Source organism: Streptomyces sp. NBC_00285 (assembly GCF_036174265.1).
Lineage (GTDB): Bacteria > Actinomycetota > Actinomycetes > Streptomycetales > Streptomycetaceae > Streptomyces.
Genome location: NZ_CP108055.1, coordinates 2,211,975 through 2,230,788 on the forward strand (window position 1 = coordinate 2,211,975; position 18,814 = coordinate 2,230,788).

Consider the following 18,814-nt stretch of genomic DNA (forward strand, 5'->3'; position numbering starts at 1 on the left):
GGCCGTGTGACCGTACGACCGCTGATCGGCGTCAGCACGTATCTGGAGGCCGGGGCGCGCTGGGGCGTCTGGGAGCTGGAGGCGGCGCTGCTGCCGGCGGGGTATCCGCGGCTGGTGCAGCAGGCGGGCGGACTGGCCGCGATGCTCCCACCGGACGTCCCGGAGCACGCGGCGGCGACGGTGGCCCGGCTGGACGGTCTGGTGATCGCGGGCGGCCCCGACGTCGAGCCGGTCCGCTACGGCGCCGCACCGCACCCGCGCACCGGTCCGCCCGCGCGCGCCCGGGACGCCTGGGAACTGGCCCTGATCGAGGCGGCGTTGGCGGCCCGCGTCCCGCTGTTGGGCATCTGCCGGGGCATGCAGCTCCTGAACGTCGCGCTCGGCGGCACACTCGTCCAGCACATCGACGGCCACGCGGAGGTGCCGGGAGTCTTCGGCCGGCACCCGGTCAAGCCCGTACCGGGCACGGTGTACGGCGACATCGCCCCGGAGGAGACCTCCGTACCCACCTTCCACCACCAGGCGGTGGACCGCCTCGGAGCCGGCCTGCTCCCGTCGGCACACGCCTCGGACGGCACGGTGGAGGCCGTCGAACTCCCTGACCCGCACTGGGTGTTGGGGGTGCAGTGGCATCCGGAGATGGGCGAGGACCTTCGGGTGATGCAGGCCCTCGTCAAAGCTTCGGCCGAGGTCAGCCCCTCCGGCGCTTGAGGAGCGGGGGCCCGGGGGCGGAGCCCCGAAGGACGGGACGGGCAGGGGCGGCGGGGGCGAGAAAAGGTCACGCGCGCGTCAGCGACAGCAGATCCCTCGCCGGTCCCACCGGCCGGTGTCCCGTGGGCCACACCGCCCGCAGATCCCGGGCCAGCGACACCCCCTCCACCGGCACCCGGACCAGCCGGCGCATCGCCAGCTCCTCACCCAGCGCCAGTTCGCTCAGCACCGCGGGGCCCGCTCCGCTCACCGCGGCCGCTTTCACCGCCGTGGTGGACGAGAGTTCGATGAGGGGGCGCGCCAGGCCCCCCAGGGCCGCGTCCAGCACCTGACGTGTACCGGAGCCCTCCTCGCGCAGGATCAGCGGCGTCGTGGCCAGTTCGGCCGCCGCCACGGGACGCCGGCGGCGGGCCCATGGATGCCCCGGTGCCGTCACCACGATGAGGTGGTCGTGGGCTATCACCACGGAGTCCAGTCCGGTCGGTACCGTCAGGCCCTCCACGAAGCCGAGGTCCGCCTCGTCGGCGAGCAGCCGTTCGGCCACCGTCGAGGAGTTGCCGGCCTGCAGGGACACCGCCGTGTCGGGACGCCCCGCGCGCAGCGCCAGCAGCCACCCCGGCAGCAGGTACTCCGCGATGGTCATGCTCGCCGCCACCCGCAGACGGGAGTCGCGGCGGACCCGCAGCGCCTGCGCCCCGGCGTCGAAGGCCGCCGCAGCCTCCACGATGCGTCGCGCCCAGTCCGTCACCAGCGCCCCGGCGTCCGTGAGGCGTGAGCCGCGGGGCGAGCGGTCTACCAGGGCCACCCCCAACTGCCGTTCCATGGAACGGATCCGGCTGCTCGCCGCGGGCTGGGTGATCCCCAGCTCCCGGGCGGCCCCGCCGAGGCTCCCCAGCCGCGCCACGGCCAGCAGCAGCTCCAGCGCCCCGAGATCGGGCACCCGATGGGACAGCCCGCCGCCCCCGGCCGTCCCGCGCTCCTCCACACCGCTCATAAAGACAGCTTATGCCCTCATAGAGCCATACTCCCTGGTCCCGGCCCTCTCCCCACGGGAGTGTGGAGTCATGGTCACCGCCGTCCGTCACCTCGGGCCGAACTGGTACGCCGCCGTCATGGGCACCGCGATCGTCGCCACCGCGGGCAACTCGCTCCCCGTGCACCTCCCCGGCCTGCGCACGATCTGCGCCGCCGTCTGGCTCCTGTCGCTCCTGCTGCTCGTCACCCTGCTGTGCGCCCGCGCCCTGCACTGGCGCCACCACGCCGACCAGGCCCGCGCCCACCTCCTGGACCCTACGGTCGCCCCCTTCTACGGCTGCCTCGCGATGGCCCTGCTCGCCGTCGGCGGGGGCGCCCTCACCGTCGGCCGGTACTGGATCGGCACCGGGGCCGCGGTCGCTCTCGACACCGTGCTGTTCACCGCCGGCACGGTCGTGGGGCTCGCGGCCGCCGTCGCCGTGCCGTACCTCATGGCCACAGGACACAAGGCGCAGGCGCAGCACGCCACGCCGGTGTGGCTGCTGCCCCTCGTCGCGCCCATGGTGTCGGCCGCGCTCGGCCCACTCCTGGTGCCGCATCTGCCGGCCGGTCAGGCCCGCGCAACCCTGCTCATGGCCTGTGTCGCGATGTTCGGGCTCAGCCTGCTGGCGACCTGGGCCATGCTGCCGCTGGTGTTCGCGCGAATCGTCACCGGCGGGCCGCTCCCCCTCGCCCTCACCCCGACCCTGTTCCTGGTCCTCGGCCCGCTCGGTCAGTCGACCACCGCTGTCGGCAGGTTCGCCGATGTGGCCCCCGGTGTCGTACCGGCCCCCTGCAGCCAGGGTTTCGCCGTCCTCGCGGTCCTCTACGGCGTCCCCGTCATGGGGTTCGCGCTGCTGTGGCTGGGGCTCGCCACCGCGCATGTGATCAGGGCCCGGCGGCGCGGCATGGGGTTCTCGATGACCTGGTGGGCGTTCACCTTCCCGGTCGGCACGTGTGTCACGGGGGCGGAGGCGCTGGCCCGGCACACGGGGCTCGTCGTCTACGACGCGCTCGCCGTCGCGCTGTACGGCGTCCTCGTCGCCGCCTGGCTCACGGCCGCCGTGCACACCGCGCGCGGAGTCCTCAGCGGTGCGCTGCTCGCAGGGCCTCGCCCAGTGCCTTCGGCGCCTGTGCCAGTGAGGGTCCGTACCACGTCAGGTGCCGTCCGCTGACGAGTGCGCAGGGCAGGCCGGGGAAGGCGTCGGGGCCGTCGTCGGGCGTGAAGCGGTACGGCTCGTCGGGGAGGACGACCACGTCCGGTGCCGCCGCCCGCAGCTCCTCCAGCGGGATCCGCGGATAGCGGTCCGTGTGCGTCGCGTACACGTGGTCCACGCCCAGGCGGGACAGCACGTCGCCGGCGAAGGTGTCCCGGCCCAGCACCATCCACGGCCGCCGCCAGATCGGCACGACCGCCGTCGTCCGGCGCGAGGGGGCCGCCAAGGCCGACCAGGCCTCCTCCGCCTCGTCCAGCCAGCGCGGTCGCAGGGCGCCACACGCCTTCACGACCCTCGCCAGTTCCCGGAATGCCTGCGGGACGTCCCGCACCTCGGTGACCAGGACCTCAAGACCCGCCTCCCGCAGTGCCGCGAGGTCGGGCTCCCGGTTCTCCTCCTCGTTGGCGATCACCAGGTCGGGGGCGAGGGCGACGATCCGGTCGAGCTTCGGGTTCTTGGTGCCGCCGATCCGGGTGACGTCGAGGTCCGCGGGCTCGGTGCACCAGTCGGTGGCGCCGATGAGGGCGTCCGGTGCCGAGCGGGCGATCGCCTCGGTCAGCGAGGGGACCAGCGAGACGACCCTCACTGCCGCGGCCGGTCCTGGACCGCCTCGACGTTCTCGGCCACGGCGACGACGACCACCCGGGTGTCCGGCACGGTCGCGCGCCAGCGGTGCCGCACTCCGCCGGTGAGGTAGAGGGTGTCGCCGCGGCCCAGGCGGTAGGCGCGGCCCTCGGCCTCGACATCCACCGCGCCGTCGGCGACGTACATCAACTGGTCGTTGCGGTACTGGAATTCGCGTCCCGCGTCGTGGTCGCCGGTGAACTCCTGGGCGTGCATCTGATGGTGGCCGCGCACCAGGGAGCGCATCCGGGGCGCACAGTCCGGCTCCGGGCCCTCCGCGTGCACGACGTCGACGCTGCACGCCGGGTCGGCGGCGGCGAGGAGTTCGACGGCCGTGGTGCGCAGGGCGTCGGCGACTTTCTCCAGGGAGCCACGGCTGGGCCGGGCGCGTTCGTTCTCGATCTGGCTCAGGAAGGGGACCGAGAGGCCGCTGCGCTCGGCCACGACGGCGAGGGTGAGTTCCAGCGCGCGGCGCCTGCGGCGCACGGCCGCGCCCACCCGAAGGGGCTGTTCTTTGTGGTCGCCCATGGCCCGGCTCCCTCCTACGCTCGTCGGTCCTGTGACACGTCTCCTGATGAGTTGTCTGCACCCTACGCATGTTCGGCAAACCGTTTCACGCGGCCGTCACATCGACGTCATACGGCGTGCGACCGTACCTCACAGTTCACGCCAGCCGAACGGCCCCCTGCAAACTGCCAGGGGGCCGGGTTTCGGTCACTCGTCCACCGCGAGCCGTCCAAGTGCCCTAGTCGGCATCGGAGTTCGGGCGATGGCGTAGCTCTATGTGGTTGGCCGGATCCTTACCGTGGTCTCGGAGCGGTTATGACCCTGTCATCCGCGCGACCACCCCGGGGTGCTTCTTGAGCCAGGCGGCGACCGCCTGCTCCTCGTGGCCCTGACCGTACGTGTTGATCTCGCTCTCCAGGGTGCCCAGCTCGTCCTCGCTCATGTGGAAACCCTTGATCCACCGGGTGAGCTGCGGGTACCGGCCGGGGAACTTCTCGTTGGAGATGGTGCGGATCGTGTTGCCCTCGCCGAAGAGCTTCCTGTCGTCCTTCAGCTTGGTGAGGTCGTACGTGCTGTACGCCCAGTGCGGCGACCACAGGACAACCGCGACGGGCTGCTTCCTGGCGTAGGCCCGCTTGAGCTCGGCCAGCATCGCCGGCGTGGAGCCGTCGACGACGTCGTACTCCTTGTCGAGGCCGTAGCCCGGCAGGACCTTGTTCTTGAGGAGGTTCATCTCGCCGGTGCCCGGTTCGATCCCGATGATCCTCCCGTCGAACTCCGAGGCCCTGCCCTTGAGATCCTCGTAGCTCTTCACGCCCTTGACGTACGACGGCACGGCGACTTCGAGGGACGTCGGTCGGTACCAGGTGCCGAGGTCCTTCAGACTGTCCTTGCTCTCGTCCCAGTAGTTCTTCTGGGCGTACGGCAGCCAGGCGTCGAAGTTGAGGTCCAGGTCGCCGGAGGCGAGGCCGGTGTAGACGGGGCCGACGTCCATCTGCTTGAGGTTCAGCCGGTAGCCGCGGGCCTCCAGGACGTTCTTCCAGAGATACGTGACGGCGATGTCCTCGTCCCAGGGGAACCAGGCCACGTCGATCGGGCGCTTGGCCTCGGCCGGTGTACCGGTGTCCTTGACGGGTGCCAGCTTGTCGACCACACCGGGGTTCTGCTTGAGCCAGGTGCGGACGGCGTCCTGCTGCCTGCCCTGACCGGCCTTGTTGATCTCGGCCTCCAGGCCGGTGAGCTGCTTCTCCTCCAGCTTGAAGTCCTTCAGCCACTGGGCGACGACCGGGTCGTCGGCTGCGAGGCCCTTGCGGCCGACGGTGTGGATGCCGTCGCCGGAGCCCCAGGCGCCCTTGGGGTCCTTGAGCTTCTTCAGGTCGTAGTCGTTGTACGCCCAGTGCGGCGACCAGAGCGTGACGACGATCGGGTCCTTCTGCGCGTACGCCCGCTTGAGCTCGGCCAGCATCGCCGGCGTGGAGCTGTCGACGACCTTGTACTCCTTGTCCAGGCCGTACGCCTTCAGGACCTTGCTCTTGAGCAGCGCCGTCTCACCGGCGCTGGACTCGATGCCGGTGATCTTCCCGCCGAACTCGGAGGCCCTGCCCTTCAGGTCGGCCAGGGAGTCGATGTCCTTCATGTACGACGGGACGCTCAGCTCGAGAGACGTCTTGTCGTACCAGGAGCCGAGGTCGTCGAGCTTGTCGCCGTACTTCTTCCAGTACTGCTCGTGGGTCGTGGGCAGCCAGGCGCCCGTCATGAAGTCGACGTTGCCCGCGGCGAGGGAGGTGTAGAGCGGGCCCGCGTCGAGCTGCTTGGCGTCCACCTGGTAGCCGCGCTGCTCCAGGATCTCCTTCCAGAGGAAGGTGGAGGCGACGCCGTCGTCCCAGGGGACGTAGCCGATGCTGATCTTCTTGCCCTGGCCGACGTCCTTGCCGTCGGAGACGGCCGTGGCCTCGCCGGAGGTGCCGCCGAAGATCCCCATGCCGCCCGCCACGAGGGCGAGCACCACGACGCCGATCGCGGCGATCCGGGGGTGCGGACGGTAGGACCAGATCTTCAGCCCGCCGTGCGCGACGCGTGCCTTGGCGGCGGCGCGGCGGCCCAGCGGGGAGACCTGGGTGCCGAGGGCGCCGGTCATGCGGTCGAGGTAGATGGCGAGGATCACGATGGCGACACCGGCCTCGGAGCCGAGGCCGACGTTGAGCTGGCCGATGGCCTCGTTCACGTCGCCGCCGAGGCCGCCGGTGCCGACCATGCCGGCGATCGCGGCCATGGACAGGCCGAGCATGATGACCTGGTTGACGCCGGCCATGACGGTGGGCAGCGCGAGCGGCAGCTGGACGCGCAGGAGGGTGTCGCGGGGGCTGGTGCCGAACGCCTCGGCGGCCTCGACGAGTTCCTTGTCGACCTGGCGGATGCCGAGCTCGGTCATGCGGACGCCGGGGGCGAGCGCGAAGATCAGGGTGGCGACGATGCCCGCGGAGGCGCCGGTGCCGAAGAAGAGGATCGCCGGGATGAGGTAGATCATCGCGGGCAGCGTCTGCATGAAGTCCAGGACGGGGCGGACGATTCCGCTGACCCTGTCGGAGCGGGCCGCCCAGATGCCCACGGGGACGGCGATCACCAGCGCGATGATCGTGGCGACGAGGACCAGCGAGAGGGTCGTCATCGCGTCCTCCCACAGTTCGAGGGAGTCGATGAAGGCGAATCCCGCGAAGGTGAGCAGGCCGGCGAGGGTGCCGCGCAGCCAGAAGGCGATCACGGCGAAGATGCCTGCGAGGAGCAGGGGATGGGGCGCCTGGAGGACGGCGTCGATGCCGTCGTAGGTGCCGGTGAAGACGGTCTTGAGGAAGTCGAAGAACCAGGACACGTGGTCGAGCAGCCAGTCGACGGTGTCGTTGACCCAGTCGCCGAGCGGGATCCTAGGCATGGGCCGCCTCCGCGTCGCCGATGAAACCGACCAGGCGCTGCTGCCGGACCACGCCGACGAGTGCGCGGTGCTCGTCCAGGACGGCCACCGGGTGTGTCGAGCGGGCGCTGATCGCGCAGAGTTCGGTGAACGGCGTGTCGGGCGTCGCGGTCTCGCAGTCGCTCGCGCAGCCGCAGTCGGCCTCGTCGCCGCGGACGTCGATGTCCATGACGGCGGACGCGGTCAGGACGCGGGAGCGGTCGACATCCTTGGTGAAGGAGGCGACGTAGTCGTCGGCGGGCCGCACCAGGATGTCCTCCGCACTGCCGGTCTGCACGATCCGGCCGTCGCGCATGACGGCGATGCGGTCGCCGAGGCGCATGGCCTCGTTCAGGTCGTGGGTGATGAAGACGATGGTCTTCTTCAGGGTCTGCTGGAGCTGGAGGAGCTGGTCCTGCATGTCACGGCGGATCAGCGGGTCGAGCGCGCTGAAGGACTCGTCCATGAGGAGCAGGTCGGCGTCGGTGGCGAGGGCGCGGGCCAGTCCCACGCGCTGCTGCATGCCGCCGGAGAGCTCGTCGGGCCAGGACTTCTCCCAGCCCCCCAGGCCGCACATCTCCAAGGCCTGCGTGGCCCGCTCGATGCGCTCGGCCTTGGCGACGCCCTGCACGGCGAGGCCGTAGGCGGCGTTCTCCAGGACACTGCGGTGCGGGAAGAGCGCGAAGTGCTGGAAGACCATGCTGATCTTCCGGGCACGTACGGCACGCAGTTCGCGGTCGGTGAGCGCGGTGAGGTCCTGGCCGTCGAAGCGGACATGGCCGGCGGTCGGTTCCAGGAGGCCGTTGAGCATCCGCAGCAGGGTGGACTTGCCGGAGCCGGACAGTCCCATGACCACGAAGATCTGGCCCGGGTCCACGGTGAACGAGGCGTCGATCACGGCGGCGGTGGTGCCGTCGGCGCGCAGTCCCTCCCGGTCGGCGCCCTCGCGGAGCCGTTCGACGGCCTCCTGCGGCCGTCTTCCGAAGACCTTGTACAACTGCTCTGCCTCAAGCCGTGACGACACGGACACCTCTCGCCTCTCGACCACTGGGGGGGGACACGAAGGGCCGGAAACAGTTGAAATTGCAACCTGCCTCGCTCCGAGGCGGCGCCTGCCCTGATGCCTTTCGGCCAAACACACAGGTGTTCCAGTTCACAGGACGCTCACACCCGCCCGTCGAACTGCGCGCCGACGGCCTGTGTCAGTGGCGTACGGCATGATGCGAGACGTGACCGGACGACTGATGCTTCTCGACACCGCCTCGCTCTACTTCCGTGCCTACTTCGGCGTACCGGAGTCGGTGAAGGCGCCGGACGGCACGCCGGTGAACGCCGTGCGCGGGCTCCTCGAATTCATCGACCGGCTGGTCAAGGACCATCGTCCCGACGCGCTGGTGGCCTGCATGGACGCCGACTGGCGCCCGCAGTGGCGGGTCGACCTCATCCCCTCCTACAAGGCGCACCGCGTCGCCGAGGAGCGCGAGAGCGGCCCGGACGAGGAGGAGGTGCCGGACACGCTCTCGCCGCAGGTGCCGGTCATCGAGGCCGTCCTGGACGCGCTCGGCATCGCGCGCGTGGGCGTGGCCGGATTTGAGGCGGACGACGTGATCGGCACGTTCACCGGCCTGGCCGAGGGCCCGGTCGACATCGTCACGGGCGACCGCGACCTGTACCAGCTGGTGGACGACGCGCGCGGGGTGCGGGTGCTGTATCCGCTCAAGGGTGTCGCCACGCTCCAGCTGACCGACGAGGCGTGGCTGCGCGAGAAGTATGGCGTCGACGGCCGCGGGTACGCGGATCTGGCGCTGCTGCGCGGCGATCCGAGCGACGGCCTGCCGGGCGTGCCCGGCATCGGGGAGAAGACGGCGGCCAAGCTGCTCGCCGAGTTCGGCGACGTGGCCGGGATCATGGCCGCGGTCGACGACCCGAAGGCGAAGCTCACGCCGTCGCAGCGCAAGCGGCTGGACGAGTCGCGGCCGTACGTCGCGGTCGCACCGAAGGTGATCAAGGTCGCCGACGACGTCCCGCTGCCGCGGGTGGACACCGCGTTGCCGCGCACGCCACGCGACCTCGCGGAACTGGAGAAGCTGGCAGCCCGCTGGGGGTTGGGGGGATCATTGCAGCGGCTGATGGCGACGCTCAACACGTAGATATTGCTTTCACTTTCCACGAGTGGCATGCCATCGCCAGGGGGGCGGATGCTAACTTAGGTAAGCCTAAGCATTGATTCGGGAGGCCGCCATGGCAGAAGGACCAGGACGCAAGCCGCGGAAACCGTGCTCCGCGCAGGTCGTCCGCACCGAACGCCTCACGCCGCACATGCAGCGCGTGGTGCTCGGCGGCGACGGACTCGCCGACTTCGCGGCGGACACCTGCACCGACCATTACGTCAAGCTCCTGTTCCCGCCCGACGGTGTCACCTACCCCGAGCCCTTCGACATCCAGCGGATCCGCGAGGAACTGCCGCGCGAGCAGTGGCCCGTGACCCGCACATACACCGTGCGCCACTTCGACCCCGAGCACCGCGAACTGTCCCTGGACTTCGTGATCCACGGCGACGAGGGCCTCGCCGGCCCCTGGGCGATGCGGGTGCAGCCCGGCGAGACCGTGCGCTTCATGGGCCCGGGCGGGGCCTACGCCCCCGACCTCGACGCCGACTGGCATCTGCTCGTCGGTGACGAGAGCGCGCTGCCGGCGATCGCCCGCTCCCTGGAGTCGCTGCCCGACGGCGCCCGCGCACACGCCTTCATCGAGGTCTCCGGGCCCGAGGAGGAGCAGAAGATCGACTCCGACGTGGACGTCGTCTGGCTGCACCGCGGCTCCAGGCCTGTGGGCGAGGCTCTGGTGGAGGCGGTCCGTGCCCTGGAGTTCCCGGCGGGCCGGCCGCACGCCTTCGTCCACGGCGAGGCGCACTTCGTGAAGCAACTGCGTCATCTGCTGCGGGTCGAGCGTGAGATCCCGCGCGAGGACCTGTCGATCTCCGGCTACTGGCGCCTGGGCCACAACGAGGACGGCTGGCAGGAGTCCAAGCGGGAGTGGAACGCGCGCATCGAGGCGGAGCAGGAGGGGTCGGCACCGGCCGCCTAGACACAGGTTCCCGAAAGGGGCGGCACCTTTGCGGGTGCCGCCCCTTTCGCGCGTTCACACGGACCGCTGATACGACCTGAACGTCCGGATCGACAGCCACACCGCCACGACCGCGAGGCCGAGCAGCGCTCCCCCGCGCCCCAGCACGACACCCCAGTCGGGGTCGGCGGACAGGGCCGAACGGCCCGCCACCATCGCCCAGTTCAGCGGATTGAAGTCGGCGACGTGCCGCATCCAGGACGGCATCTGCGAGGGCGCCATGAAGGCACTGGACAGGAAGGTCAGCGGGAGCAGCAGGAAGGTGTTGATCCCGATGATCGACTCCCGCTCCCGCACCAGCATGCCGAGCGCGTTGGACAGCGCCCCGAACACGGTGCCCAGCAGGACCGCGGCGAGCACCAGGACGGCGATCCCGGCGATGCCGCCCGGGTAGTCGGCGCCGCCCAGCAGCCCGAGCAGCACGATGACCACCGACTGGAAGGCGGTGACCAGCCCGTTGTTGACGACGTTGCCGTTCATCAGGGCGCCCCGGCTGACCGGAGTGGTCAGGAAGCGGTCCAGGGTCCCGCGCTGGATCTCCTCCAACGTGCCCATGCCGGCCCACATGTTGGAGCCGAGCGCGCTCATCACGACCACACCGGGGACGAGGTAGTCGAGATACGAGGTGGTGCCGAAGCCGCCGAGCTCGACGACCTTCCTGAAGAGGCTGCCGAACAGGAACAGCCAGATCACCGGCTGGATCAGGGTGATGATCGCGTACGCGGGCTGCCGTACGAACACCATGAGTTGACGCTGCGTCATGTACCAGGTCTGGGAGACGGCGATGCTCATCGGGCACCCACCAGGTCTGCGGCGTCCGAGTATCGGCGGCCCGCGTAGCGCAGATAGACGTCGTCGAGGGACGGACGGGCGACGGTCGCGCTGGCGACCTTGACCCCGGCCCGCTCCAGGGCGGCAAGCAGTGCGGGTACGGCGGCCGCCCCGTCGTCGGCGCGGACGCTGACGCGGTGTCCGTCGGCCAGTACCTCGTGGACGCCCGGCACCGCGCGCAGGGCGGCGGTCAGCAGCGTGCCGCCCGCGTCACCTAGCGCGTCGCGCAGCTCCAGGTGCACGGCGTCGCCGCGGAGTTCACCCTTGAGCGCGTCCGGGGTGCCCTCGACGACGATCCGGCCGCGGTCCACGACGGCCACGCGTTCGGCCAGCCGGTCGGCCTCTTCGAGGTAGTGCGTGGTGAGCAGGATCGTCAGCCCCTCCTCCCCCGCGAGCCGGCCGATCTCGTCCCACATCGCGGAGCGGGCCTCGGGATCGAGGCCGGTGGTCGGCTCGTCGAGGAAGAGCACCTCGGGCCGGTGCACCAGGCCCAGGGCGACGTCGAGCCGGCGTCGCATGCCGCCCGAGTAGCCCTTGACCGGACGCCGGGCCGCTTCGGTGAGCGTGAAGCGTTCCAGGAGCTCGTCCACCCGGCGGTCCAGCGCGGCGCCCTTCAATCCGTAGAGCCTGCCCTGGAGTTGGAGGTTCTCGCGGCCGGTGGCGACCGGGTCGGTGCCGGAGCCCTGGGCGACCACGCCGATGGCCCGGCGGACCCGGTCCGGGTGGCGCAGCACGTCGTGGCCCGCGACGGTGGCCGAACCGGAGTCGGGGCGGGCCAGGGTGGTGAGGATCTTGACGGTGGTGGACTTGCCGGCGCCGTTCGGTCCGAGCAGGCCGAAGACGCTGCCCCGCTCGACGACGACGTCGATGCCGTTGAGGGCGGTGACCTCAGCGCCGTAGGTCTTGATCAGTTGACGCGCCTCGATCGCGGGCGCACGGGTGTTCATGACAGCTGGTCTCCTGGGTCTCCTGGCTGAGCGGATGACAACTGATCCGCGTGAGGAGCACCGGGCTATCCTGGGTGTGCCGCACCTCGATGGCCTGGATGTGCCTCACGGCGGATTCAGTTCGGGGTTCGAGGCCCCGGCGGGCTGCTCCAACAGCCGTGCCGGGGCCTGTTCTTGTTCAGGTCACGACGTCCTGTCCGGATCCCGGCTCGTGGTATCCCTTCCACTCCTCGATGCCGGACAGCGTGCCCTTTCTGAGTTCGTCGAGGAAGCCGCGGACCCACGCCGCCTCCGCCTCGACCATGTGGAGCTGGTACTCGTTCTCCACGAGGAAGAGCCGGGGCAGCGTCTCGTACAGCTTCTCCAGCGCGCCCCGGCCGCCGGCCGCCTGGACCTCCAGCGCGTCCAGCCGCTCCTCCAGCAGCGGCACCACCTCGTCGGGGTGCAGCACGCCGAGCAGCGAGAGCGCGGTCTCGAAGATCGGGAACTCCTTGGCCGGGAAGGCGACCAGGTCGGACATCCACTCGGTCGTCTCCTGCCGCCCGGCCTCGGTGATGCCGTAGACGGTCCGCTCGGGCCGGTTGCCCTGCCGCTCCACGTCCGTGACCTCGACGAAGCCGTGTTTCTCAAGGCTCTGGACGACCGTGTAGAGCGAGCCGTAATTGATCTTCGTGCTGGAGTCCTTGCCCTGGCGGCGCAGGGTCTGGGCGATCTCGTAGGGGTGCATCGGCTTCTGCCACAGCGTGGCCAGCACGGCGAGAGCCAGGGGGTTGCGGAGCTTGCGTCGCTGCATCGCCGATTCACCTCGTATCCGAATATCCGTGGCCGAACATATCGCGAGTTCCGAGAGGTCGTCAATAGACACGATGTATCGCGTTGAGAGGCCTCGCGCAGCGGCGTGAGGACTTGGGTGCGACCTGGACACGGTCACGTCACGCACCCGAAACAGCCTCTCCCTAATTTCTGTCACCCGACAGGAATTCCGCGCCCAAGGCAGGTGCCGCCGTGACGACGACCACCCCCTCCGACGTCCGCCCCGATCCCCCGCACTCCTCCGCCCCCTCCGACGACCGCTCCCTCGCCGAGTTCGGCTACCCCCAGGAGCTGCACCGCAGCCTGGGCCGGTACGCGTCCTTCGCGGCGGGGTTCTCCTTCATCTCGGTCCTGACGACCGTCTTCCAGTTCTTCGCCTTCGGGTACGCGTTCGGCGGCCCCGTCTTCTTCTGGGCCTGGCCGATCGTGCTGGCCGGGCAGTTGCTGGTGGCGGCGTGCTTCGCGGAACTGGCGGCGCGCTACCCCATCTCCGGCGCGATCTACCAGTGGTCGTCCCGGCTCTCCAACGCCACCTTCGGCTGGTTCGCCGGCTGGATCATGGTGATCGGCCAGATCGTGGTCGTCGGAGCGGCCGCGCTGGCCCTGCAGATGGTGCTGCCGGCGATCTGGCCGGGCTTCCAGCTGATCGGCACCGACCCGGCGCCCACGTCGGCGGACGGCGCGGCGAACGCGGCGGTCCTCGGCGTGATCCTGCTGGTCCTCACGACCGTCGTGAACGTCGTCGACAACCGGGTGATGTCCCTGATCAACCGGGTCGGCGTCACCGCCGAGATCATCGGCGCGGTCCTCATCATCGTGCTGCTGCTCACCCACTCCGAGCGGACGCCCACGATCACCTTCCACACCACGGGCGCGGCCCAGTCGGGCCTGCTCGGCGCCCTGCTCGTCGGCTCCTTCACGGCGGCTTACGTGATGATCGGCTTCGACAGCGCGGGCGAGATGAGCGAGGAGACCCGCGACCCGCGCCGCACCGCACCCCGCACGATCCTCACCGCACTCGCCGCGGCCGGCCTCCTCGGCGGCCTCATCGTCCTGGCCGGCCTGCTGGCGGCCCCCAGCCTCAGCGACGGCCACCTGTCGGTCGACGGCCTCAGCTACGTCCTCACGAGCAGCCTCGGCGACGGGGTCGGCAAGGTCCTGCTGGCCGACGTGGTGGTGGCGATCGCGGTGGCCACCCTGGCCATCCAGACGGCGGCCTGCCGCATGCTCTTCTCCATGGCCCGCGACGGCCGGCTCCCGTTCGGCGCCCGCCTCTCGCGCGTGAACCCCCGCACGGGCATGCCCACCGCGCCCGCACTCGCCGTCGGCGTCCTCGCCGCCGCCCTGCTCCTGCTCAACTTCGCGTCCCCCGAGGCGTTCCTGGCCATCGGCACGACGTGCATCGTGATGCTGTACCTGGCGTACGCGATGGTCACCGGGCCGCTGCTGATCCGGCGCATACGAGGCGAGTTCACCTCGGAGGGCACCGACGAGACAGGCGCCCGCCTCTTCTCCCTGGGCCGCTGGGGCATCCCGGTCAACGCCCTGGCCCTGCTCTACGGCCTCCTCATGACCGTCAACCTGGCCTGGCCCCGGGCGGAGGTGTACGACCCGGCGGGCGGGCACTGGTACTTCCAGTGGTTCACGGTGCTGTTCCTGGTGGTCACGGTCGGACTCGGAGCCCTGTACCGGCTCTGGGGGTCACGACGAGGGCACGCCGCGCCGGAGACGGCACTCCCTGTGCCTCCTGCGGCATCGGTTCCACAGCCGTAGCGGGGGCACGGCTCCGCCCTTCACCCCGACCCGGGCGGAAGGGCGGAGTCCGGACGGACCGGCGACGGCAGCCGCCCGCACCACCGAGTCCGTGGCCTACTGGCGGACGCTCTCAGCCGCCTGCTCACTCCTCAGGCCCTCCACCCGGACCTGGACCCTGTGAGGGGTCAGGGTCATACGGGGTTCGATGGTCGGCTCCTGAAGGCCACCGCGCGCGAGTCGCCAGTGGGTCACGATCGTGGACAGGGCCAGTGTCGCCAGGGTCATCGCGTAGTTGTCGCCGAGGCACTTGCGGGCACCGCCCCCGAACGGGATGAGTGTGCCTCGCTCGTGTTCCTGCTCCGGAAGCCATCGGTCGGGATCGAAACTGTCGGGCCGCGGATTGAACCGTGCGTCGTGGTGAATGAGGTACGGGCTGTAGACGAGGGTGGTCCCGGGCGGGATCACGGCGTCCGCCAGCCGGGCTTCGGCACTGGTCGTCCGAGTGAAGATCCACCCGGGGGGATACAGGCGCAGGGTCTCCGTGATGACCCTGCGTGCCAGGTCGAGCCGGGGGAGATCGTCCCAGGTGGCGGTTCGGGCACCGAGGACCTCGGCCGTCTCGGCGCGCAGTCGCTCCTGGACATCGGGGTGTTGGGACAGGAGATGGACGGCCCAGGTGAGGGCCACCGCGGTGGTGTCGATGCCGGCGACGAGCAGCGTCATGATCTGGGCGTGGATCTCCGCGTCGCCGAGGCCCTCTCCCGCGTCGTCACGCGTCGCGAGGAGCATCGACAGGACGTCGCCGTGGGCCTCACCGTCCTGTCGGTACAGGCTGATGGTCTTGCTGACCGCGGCCCACGCCCGGTTGCGGGCCTGTTCGTAGCGGACGTTCGACGGAAGGGGCAGACGGCGCAGCAGCGGCGGGAGGACAGCCTGCTGGTAGATGCCTCGGAAGATGTCCGGGAGGCAGGCGCTCACGGTGTCCACAGCGGGCGCCGCCGCTTCGGCCGTGAACAGCGTCCGGGCGATGGTGTCACTCGCGAGGGCGTACATCTGCTCGCCCACTTCGATGGTCTGCCCGTCGCTCCAGCCGGTGGTGAGCGTATCGATCCGGTCGGTCATGATGTCGGCGTACTCACGCAGGCACGTGCGTGAGAAAGCCGGCTGCAAGCTGCGTCGTTGGCGCCGGTGCGCACTGTGCGGGCAGGAGGCGATGCCGTCCCCGAGCGCGTTTCCGACCCGCTCTATGATGGGGCCGCCTTTGTCATATATTCGGTCGTTCAGCAGGACCTGCTGAACGAGTTCGGGCTTGCAGACCACGACGGCCGTCTGCGGCCCGAGCCGGATCTGCACCAGATCGCCGTGGGCAGGAAGGGTGTTCAGGAAACGCAGCGGGTCACGCAGCAGCGGGAAGAGATGTCCGACGACCGGCAGTGCCCCCGGAGCGCGGGTGATGCCTCCATGGTTCTTGGCCATAGCGCGTTGTTCCCCTTCTCGTCGATCGAGGATGGTGCCGGGATCGTGGAGCGGCTGGTCAACCACAACTCTGGTGGGGTACGTCGTCCAGGCTCGGGAGCAACACCTGCAGGTGGTCGTGCTGTTGATCCAGCTCACCCGACGCGGTGGGGATCACATAACGGGTGGTGTTCCGGTACCAGTGCAGGCATCCGTTCGTCCACTGCCGCATTCCGGCAGTGACCCGCAGAATGTCCTCGCAGGCGCCGCGCGGTACGCCACGGCCCGTCAGGAAGGGCAACAACTGCTCCTCCGCCGCCAGGAAGTCGGCCACTCGCTCCTGCACCTTGGCGACGGTCACGTCGACGGCTTCCTGGAAGGACATTTTGTCGGCGTGCTGCATGACGATGACCACGTTGTGGAAGTCACCGCGCCGCTTGTCCAGGTGAATGGAGTGCAGGTCGTTCTGCCACGCGACCACATCGCTCGCGGCGTCGACGATCTCCCTGAACAGGCTTGTCTCGTATATGTCCTGAGGCACCTCGACCCGCTGGCTGAGTTCGACGAGATCGAAGCCGAACTCCATACCCACGGAGAGTCGCCTGGTATGGGTGAAACTGTCGATCCCGGGGGGAGTGCCACGGAACCGGTTCGCGGATTCCTCGGCGAATCCCTGGAAGAACAGGTCCAGGTGCCGGTTCAGCCGCCCGCGCAGCCCTGGCGAAAGCCTTTCGCGGGTGCGAATGGACAGATGGGTGAGCGCCTTGGTGAAAGGAGTTCGTTCCCGTGGCGGGGCGGGGTCTTCTCCGTCGGTGATGATGTCCATCAGGCGGCGGTGGACCGGCACCCAGGCTTCCGGAGCGTCATAGACCTTCAGCGTGTGCAGGTCGTCCAGGATGAAGGTGAAGAAAAGCCATTCCGCGCAGAGACAGAGATCGCGGAACGAGGCTTCCGGATAGGTCCAGGCGACAAAGTTCCCGTAACCCGCCCCCAGCCGCTCCCGGCCACCCTCTGTCTCTGTCAGCCCGAGGCTCCACCCGAGTGAGTGGACGTATTCCTCGATCCTTTGGGCGTAAGGGCTGACGGCCGGCGGGGTTGGCTCCGCATACGTCGGAATCGTGGCGAGCACTGGGTCCTCCAAGTCTGTCGCGCCGGAACTGACTGACGCGGGCTGATGGTTGGGAGGTTGTCGGTTCTCGCGGGGAGAATCCGGAGAGCTGCTGGGCGAGCGGGGCCGCGCGAGGACGTCGCCGTCCGCACTGTTGGCGCGGCCGCTCACGGGAGGCCTCCGAGCGGACGTCCACGGTGGGCGACGGCATGGGTTCCCCCTTCCGTGACGGCGCGAACTGAACGCGCCGGCTCAAGTCGTACGCCCTTTAATCACATCGCAGTTCGGTCCCCATCGGAAGTGGGCGCCGTCGATCCGGCCGCGAGGGTGTCAATGCCCGACCGGACGGCCGCCGGAACGACAATGACCGCTCGGCGGGCCGGATCGGCCGAGGTCCGGACCACCGGACGGCTGTTCCGGACCACCGCGGCCGTCGACCGTGCACCCGCACAGGACACACGGCATCGGATGAATCCGGGGGAAGTCGAGAGGGGAGGCTGGCAGCTGAGCGATGACCATGGCGACTCCCGCGAGACAGGACCATGGAGTGGCGCGGACGACTCCCAGTAGACGCAAGGCCCTCACGCACCTACAAGTGATCGCGTGGGGGCGCACGGGAGCGCGAAGGTGATCACGCAATCGCACCGACGGGCGAGTCGAACGCGTACACCACTGAACGCGCTGGTGCGCCGGAGTCCGGGGCGCTGAGCCGGAGCACAGGGGCGCTGAACGGTGTGAGAGGCCCCGCCTCGCACCGCGCCCCTCCCCCGCTGTCGGTTCCGCCTCTTACCCTTGATCGTGATGAGACGCCGCACACCGCCTCCGCCCTCTCCCCTGCCGCAGCGCGACGGGGTGGACCCGGTGCGTCTGAGACTGCCTCCCGGGGAGGCCTGGGCGACCGTACGTGATCATCTCGTGGCGCGGCTGGCGGCCGGAGCCGGAGTGATCGACGGCATGATCGAAGCGGGACGGATCGTGGACGTCGCAGGATGTCCGGTGCCGCGGGACATGGCGTACGCCCCGGGGATGTTCGTGTGGTTCCACCGGGACCTTCCCGACGAGGAACAGGTGCCCTTCCCGGTCGAGGTCGTCTACCGGGACGAGCACGTGGTGGTGGCCGACAAGCCGCATTTCCTGGCCACCACCCCGCGCGGCAGCCATGTCGCCGAGACCGCCCTGGCGCGGCTGCGGCGGGAGCTGGATGTCCCGGCTCTCGGCGCTGCGCACCGGCTGGACCGGCTGACGGCCGGGCTGGTGCTGTTCGTCGTACGCCCCGAGGAGCGCGGCGCGTACCAGGCACTGTTCCGCGACAAGCAGGTCACGAAGGTGTACGAGGCCGTCGCCGGGTACGACCCCGCGCTGGAGCTGCCGCGCACCGTGCGCAGCCGCATCCTCAAGGAGCGCGGGGTGCTGGCGGCCCGCGAGGTCGAGGGCGAGCCCAACGCCGTCAGCCGGGTCGAGTTGCTGGAGCACCGAAGCGGGCGCGCCCGGTACCGGTTGACACCGCGTACCGGGCAGACGCATCAGCTGAGGGTGCACATGAGCGCTCTGGGAGTGCCGATCCTCGGTGATCCCCTGTATCCGGTGGTGGCCGACCCCGGGCCGGCCGGCGACTTCCGGCGTCCGCTCCAACTCCTCGCGCGGACACTGGAGTTCACCGATCCGATCACCGGGCTCGAGCACCGGTTCGCGAGTCCGCGCGTCCTGCCGGCCTGGTCGTCGTACGACGAGTGGGCCCGATAGCCCGACGCCCCGGTCG

At 70.1% G+C, this 18,814-nt stretch carries 16 protein-coding genes; 6 read left to right on the forward strand and 10 right to left on the reverse strand.

The window, feature by feature from the left end; all coding sequences use genetic code 11:
* Positions 1-6 precede the first annotated feature (6 nt).
* The gene (locus OHT57_RS10110) at positions 7-711 is read left to right on the forward strand and encodes a gamma-glutamyl-gamma-aminobutyrate hydrolase family protein (RefSeq protein WP_328745765.1); all 705 of its coding nucleotides are present in this window, start codon (positions 7-9) and stop codon (positions 709-711) included.
* Between the two features lie 67 nt (positions 712-778).
* Here the strand turns inward: OHT57_RS10110 and OHT57_RS10115 are convergent, their stop codons facing one another.
* Positions 779-1,705, reverse strand: coding sequence for a LysR family transcriptional regulator (locus OHT57_RS10115; protein ID WP_328745766.1), 927 nt, complete (start codon positions 1,703-1,705; stop codon positions 779-781).
* 70 nt (positions 1,706-1,775) lie between these two features.
* Here OHT57_RS10115 and OHT57_RS10120 point away from each other — a divergent pair, with 70 nt between their 5' ends.
* Positions 1,776-2,900: a TDT family transporter gene (locus tag OHT57_RS10120; protein WP_328745767.1), complete on the forward strand. Its 1,125-nt coding sequence runs from the start codon at positions 1,776-1,778 to the stop codon at positions 2,898-2,900.
* Here the strand turns inward: OHT57_RS10120 and OHT57_RS10125 are convergent.
* The 4 genes from OHT57_RS10125 to OHT57_RS10140 form a co-directional block, all read right to left on the reverse strand.
* Positions 2,812-3,528 (reverse strand): helical backbone metal receptor, encoded by a 717-nt coding sequence (locus OHT57_RS10125; RefSeq protein ID WP_328745768.1) that lies wholly within the window; start codon positions 3,526-3,528, stop codon positions 2,812-2,814. The two genes, OHT57_RS10120 and OHT57_RS10125, sit on opposite strands and share 89 nt — an antisense overlap.
* The gene (locus OHT57_RS10130; RefSeq protein ID WP_328745770.1) at positions 3,525-4,094 is read right to left on the reverse strand and encodes a helix-turn-helix domain-containing protein; all 570 of its coding nucleotides are present in this window, start codon (positions 4,092-4,094) and stop codon (positions 3,525-3,527) included. The genes OHT57_RS10125 and OHT57_RS10130 overlap by 4 nt, the downstream gene beginning before the upstream one ends.
* A gap of 292 nt (positions 4,095-4,386) precedes the next feature.
* Positions 4,387-7,002, reverse strand: a complete 2,616-nt coding sequence (locus OHT57_RS10135; protein WP_328745771.1) for an ABC transporter permease/substrate binding protein — start codon at positions 7,000-7,002, stop codon at positions 4,387-4,389.
* Positions 6,995-8,044 carry a quaternary amine ABC transporter ATP-binding protein gene (locus tag OHT57_RS10140; protein ID WP_328745772.1) on the reverse strand — a complete coding sequence of 350 codons (1,050 nt, stop codon included), beginning with the start codon at positions 8,042-8,044 and terminating at the stop codon, positions 6,995-6,997. Before OHT57_RS10140 ends, OHT57_RS10135 begins: the two co-directional genes overlap by 8 nt.
* A 196-nt stretch (positions 8,045-8,240) precedes the next feature.
* Between OHT57_RS10140 and OHT57_RS10145 the strand changes: the two genes are divergently transcribed.
* The gene (locus OHT57_RS10145; RefSeq protein ID WP_328753165.1) at positions 8,241-9,170 is read left to right on the forward strand and encodes a 5'-3' exonuclease; all 930 of its coding nucleotides are present in this window, start codon (positions 8,241-8,243) and stop codon (positions 9,168-9,170) included.
* A gap of 91 nt (positions 9,171-9,261) precedes the next feature.
* Complete coding sequence (locus tag OHT57_RS10150; protein WP_328745773.1) at positions 9,262-10,107, forward strand: siderophore-interacting protein; 846 nt, start codon at positions 9,262-9,264, stop codon at positions 10,105-10,107.
* A gap of 54 nt (positions 10,108-10,161) precedes the next feature.
* On the opposite strand, the gene OHT57_RS10155 is transcribed toward OHT57_RS10150, so the two are convergent.
* From OHT57_RS10155 to OHT57_RS10165, 3 genes are all read right to left on the reverse strand, one after another.
* Entirely contained in the window at positions 10,162-10,938 is a 777-nt protein-coding gene (locus OHT57_RS10155) for an ABC transporter permease (protein WP_328745774.1), read from the reverse strand.
* Complete coding sequence (locus OHT57_RS10160; RefSeq protein WP_328745776.1) at positions 10,935-11,924, reverse strand: ATP-binding cassette domain-containing protein; 990 nt, start codon at positions 11,922-11,924, stop codon at positions 10,935-10,937. The genes OHT57_RS10155 and OHT57_RS10160 overlap by 4 nt, the downstream gene beginning before the upstream one ends.
* A gap of 178 nt (positions 11,925-12,102) precedes the next feature.
* Positions 12,103-12,717, reverse strand: a complete 615-nt coding sequence (locus OHT57_RS10165; protein WP_328745777.1) for a PadR family transcriptional regulator — start codon at positions 12,715-12,717, stop codon at positions 12,103-12,105.
* Positions 12,718-12,929: 212 nt separating this feature from the next.
* Here OHT57_RS10165 and OHT57_RS10170 point away from each other — a divergent pair, with 212 nt between their 5' ends.
* Positions 12,930-14,510, forward strand: coding sequence for an amino acid permease (locus OHT57_RS10170; RefSeq protein ID WP_328745778.1), 1,581 nt, complete (start codon positions 12,930-12,932; stop codon positions 14,508-14,510).
* A 96-nt stretch (positions 14,511-14,606) separates the two neighbouring features.
* Here OHT57_RS10170 and OHT57_RS10175 read toward each other — a convergent pair whose 3' ends face one another.
* Together OHT57_RS10175 and OHT57_RS10180 are read right to left on the reverse strand one after the other, a co-directional pair.
* Positions 14,607-15,968, reverse strand: a complete 1,362-nt coding sequence (locus OHT57_RS10175) for a cytochrome P450 (RefSeq protein ID WP_328745779.1) — start codon at positions 15,966-15,968, stop codon at positions 14,607-14,609.
* Positions 15,969-16,026: 58 nt separating this feature from the next.
* The gene (locus OHT57_RS10180; protein WP_328745780.1) at positions 16,027-17,076 is read right to left on the reverse strand and encodes a terpene synthase family protein; all 1,050 of its coding nucleotides are present in this window, start codon (positions 17,074-17,076) and stop codon (positions 16,027-16,029) included.
* Positions 17,077-17,856: 780 nt separating this feature from the next.
* Here OHT57_RS10180 and OHT57_RS10185 point away from each other — a divergent pair.
* Positions 17,857-18,798, forward strand: a complete 942-nt coding sequence (locus OHT57_RS10185) for an RluA family pseudouridine synthase (RefSeq protein WP_328745781.1) — start codon at positions 17,857-17,859, stop codon at positions 18,796-18,798.
* Positions 18,799-18,814 lie beyond the last annotated feature (16 nt).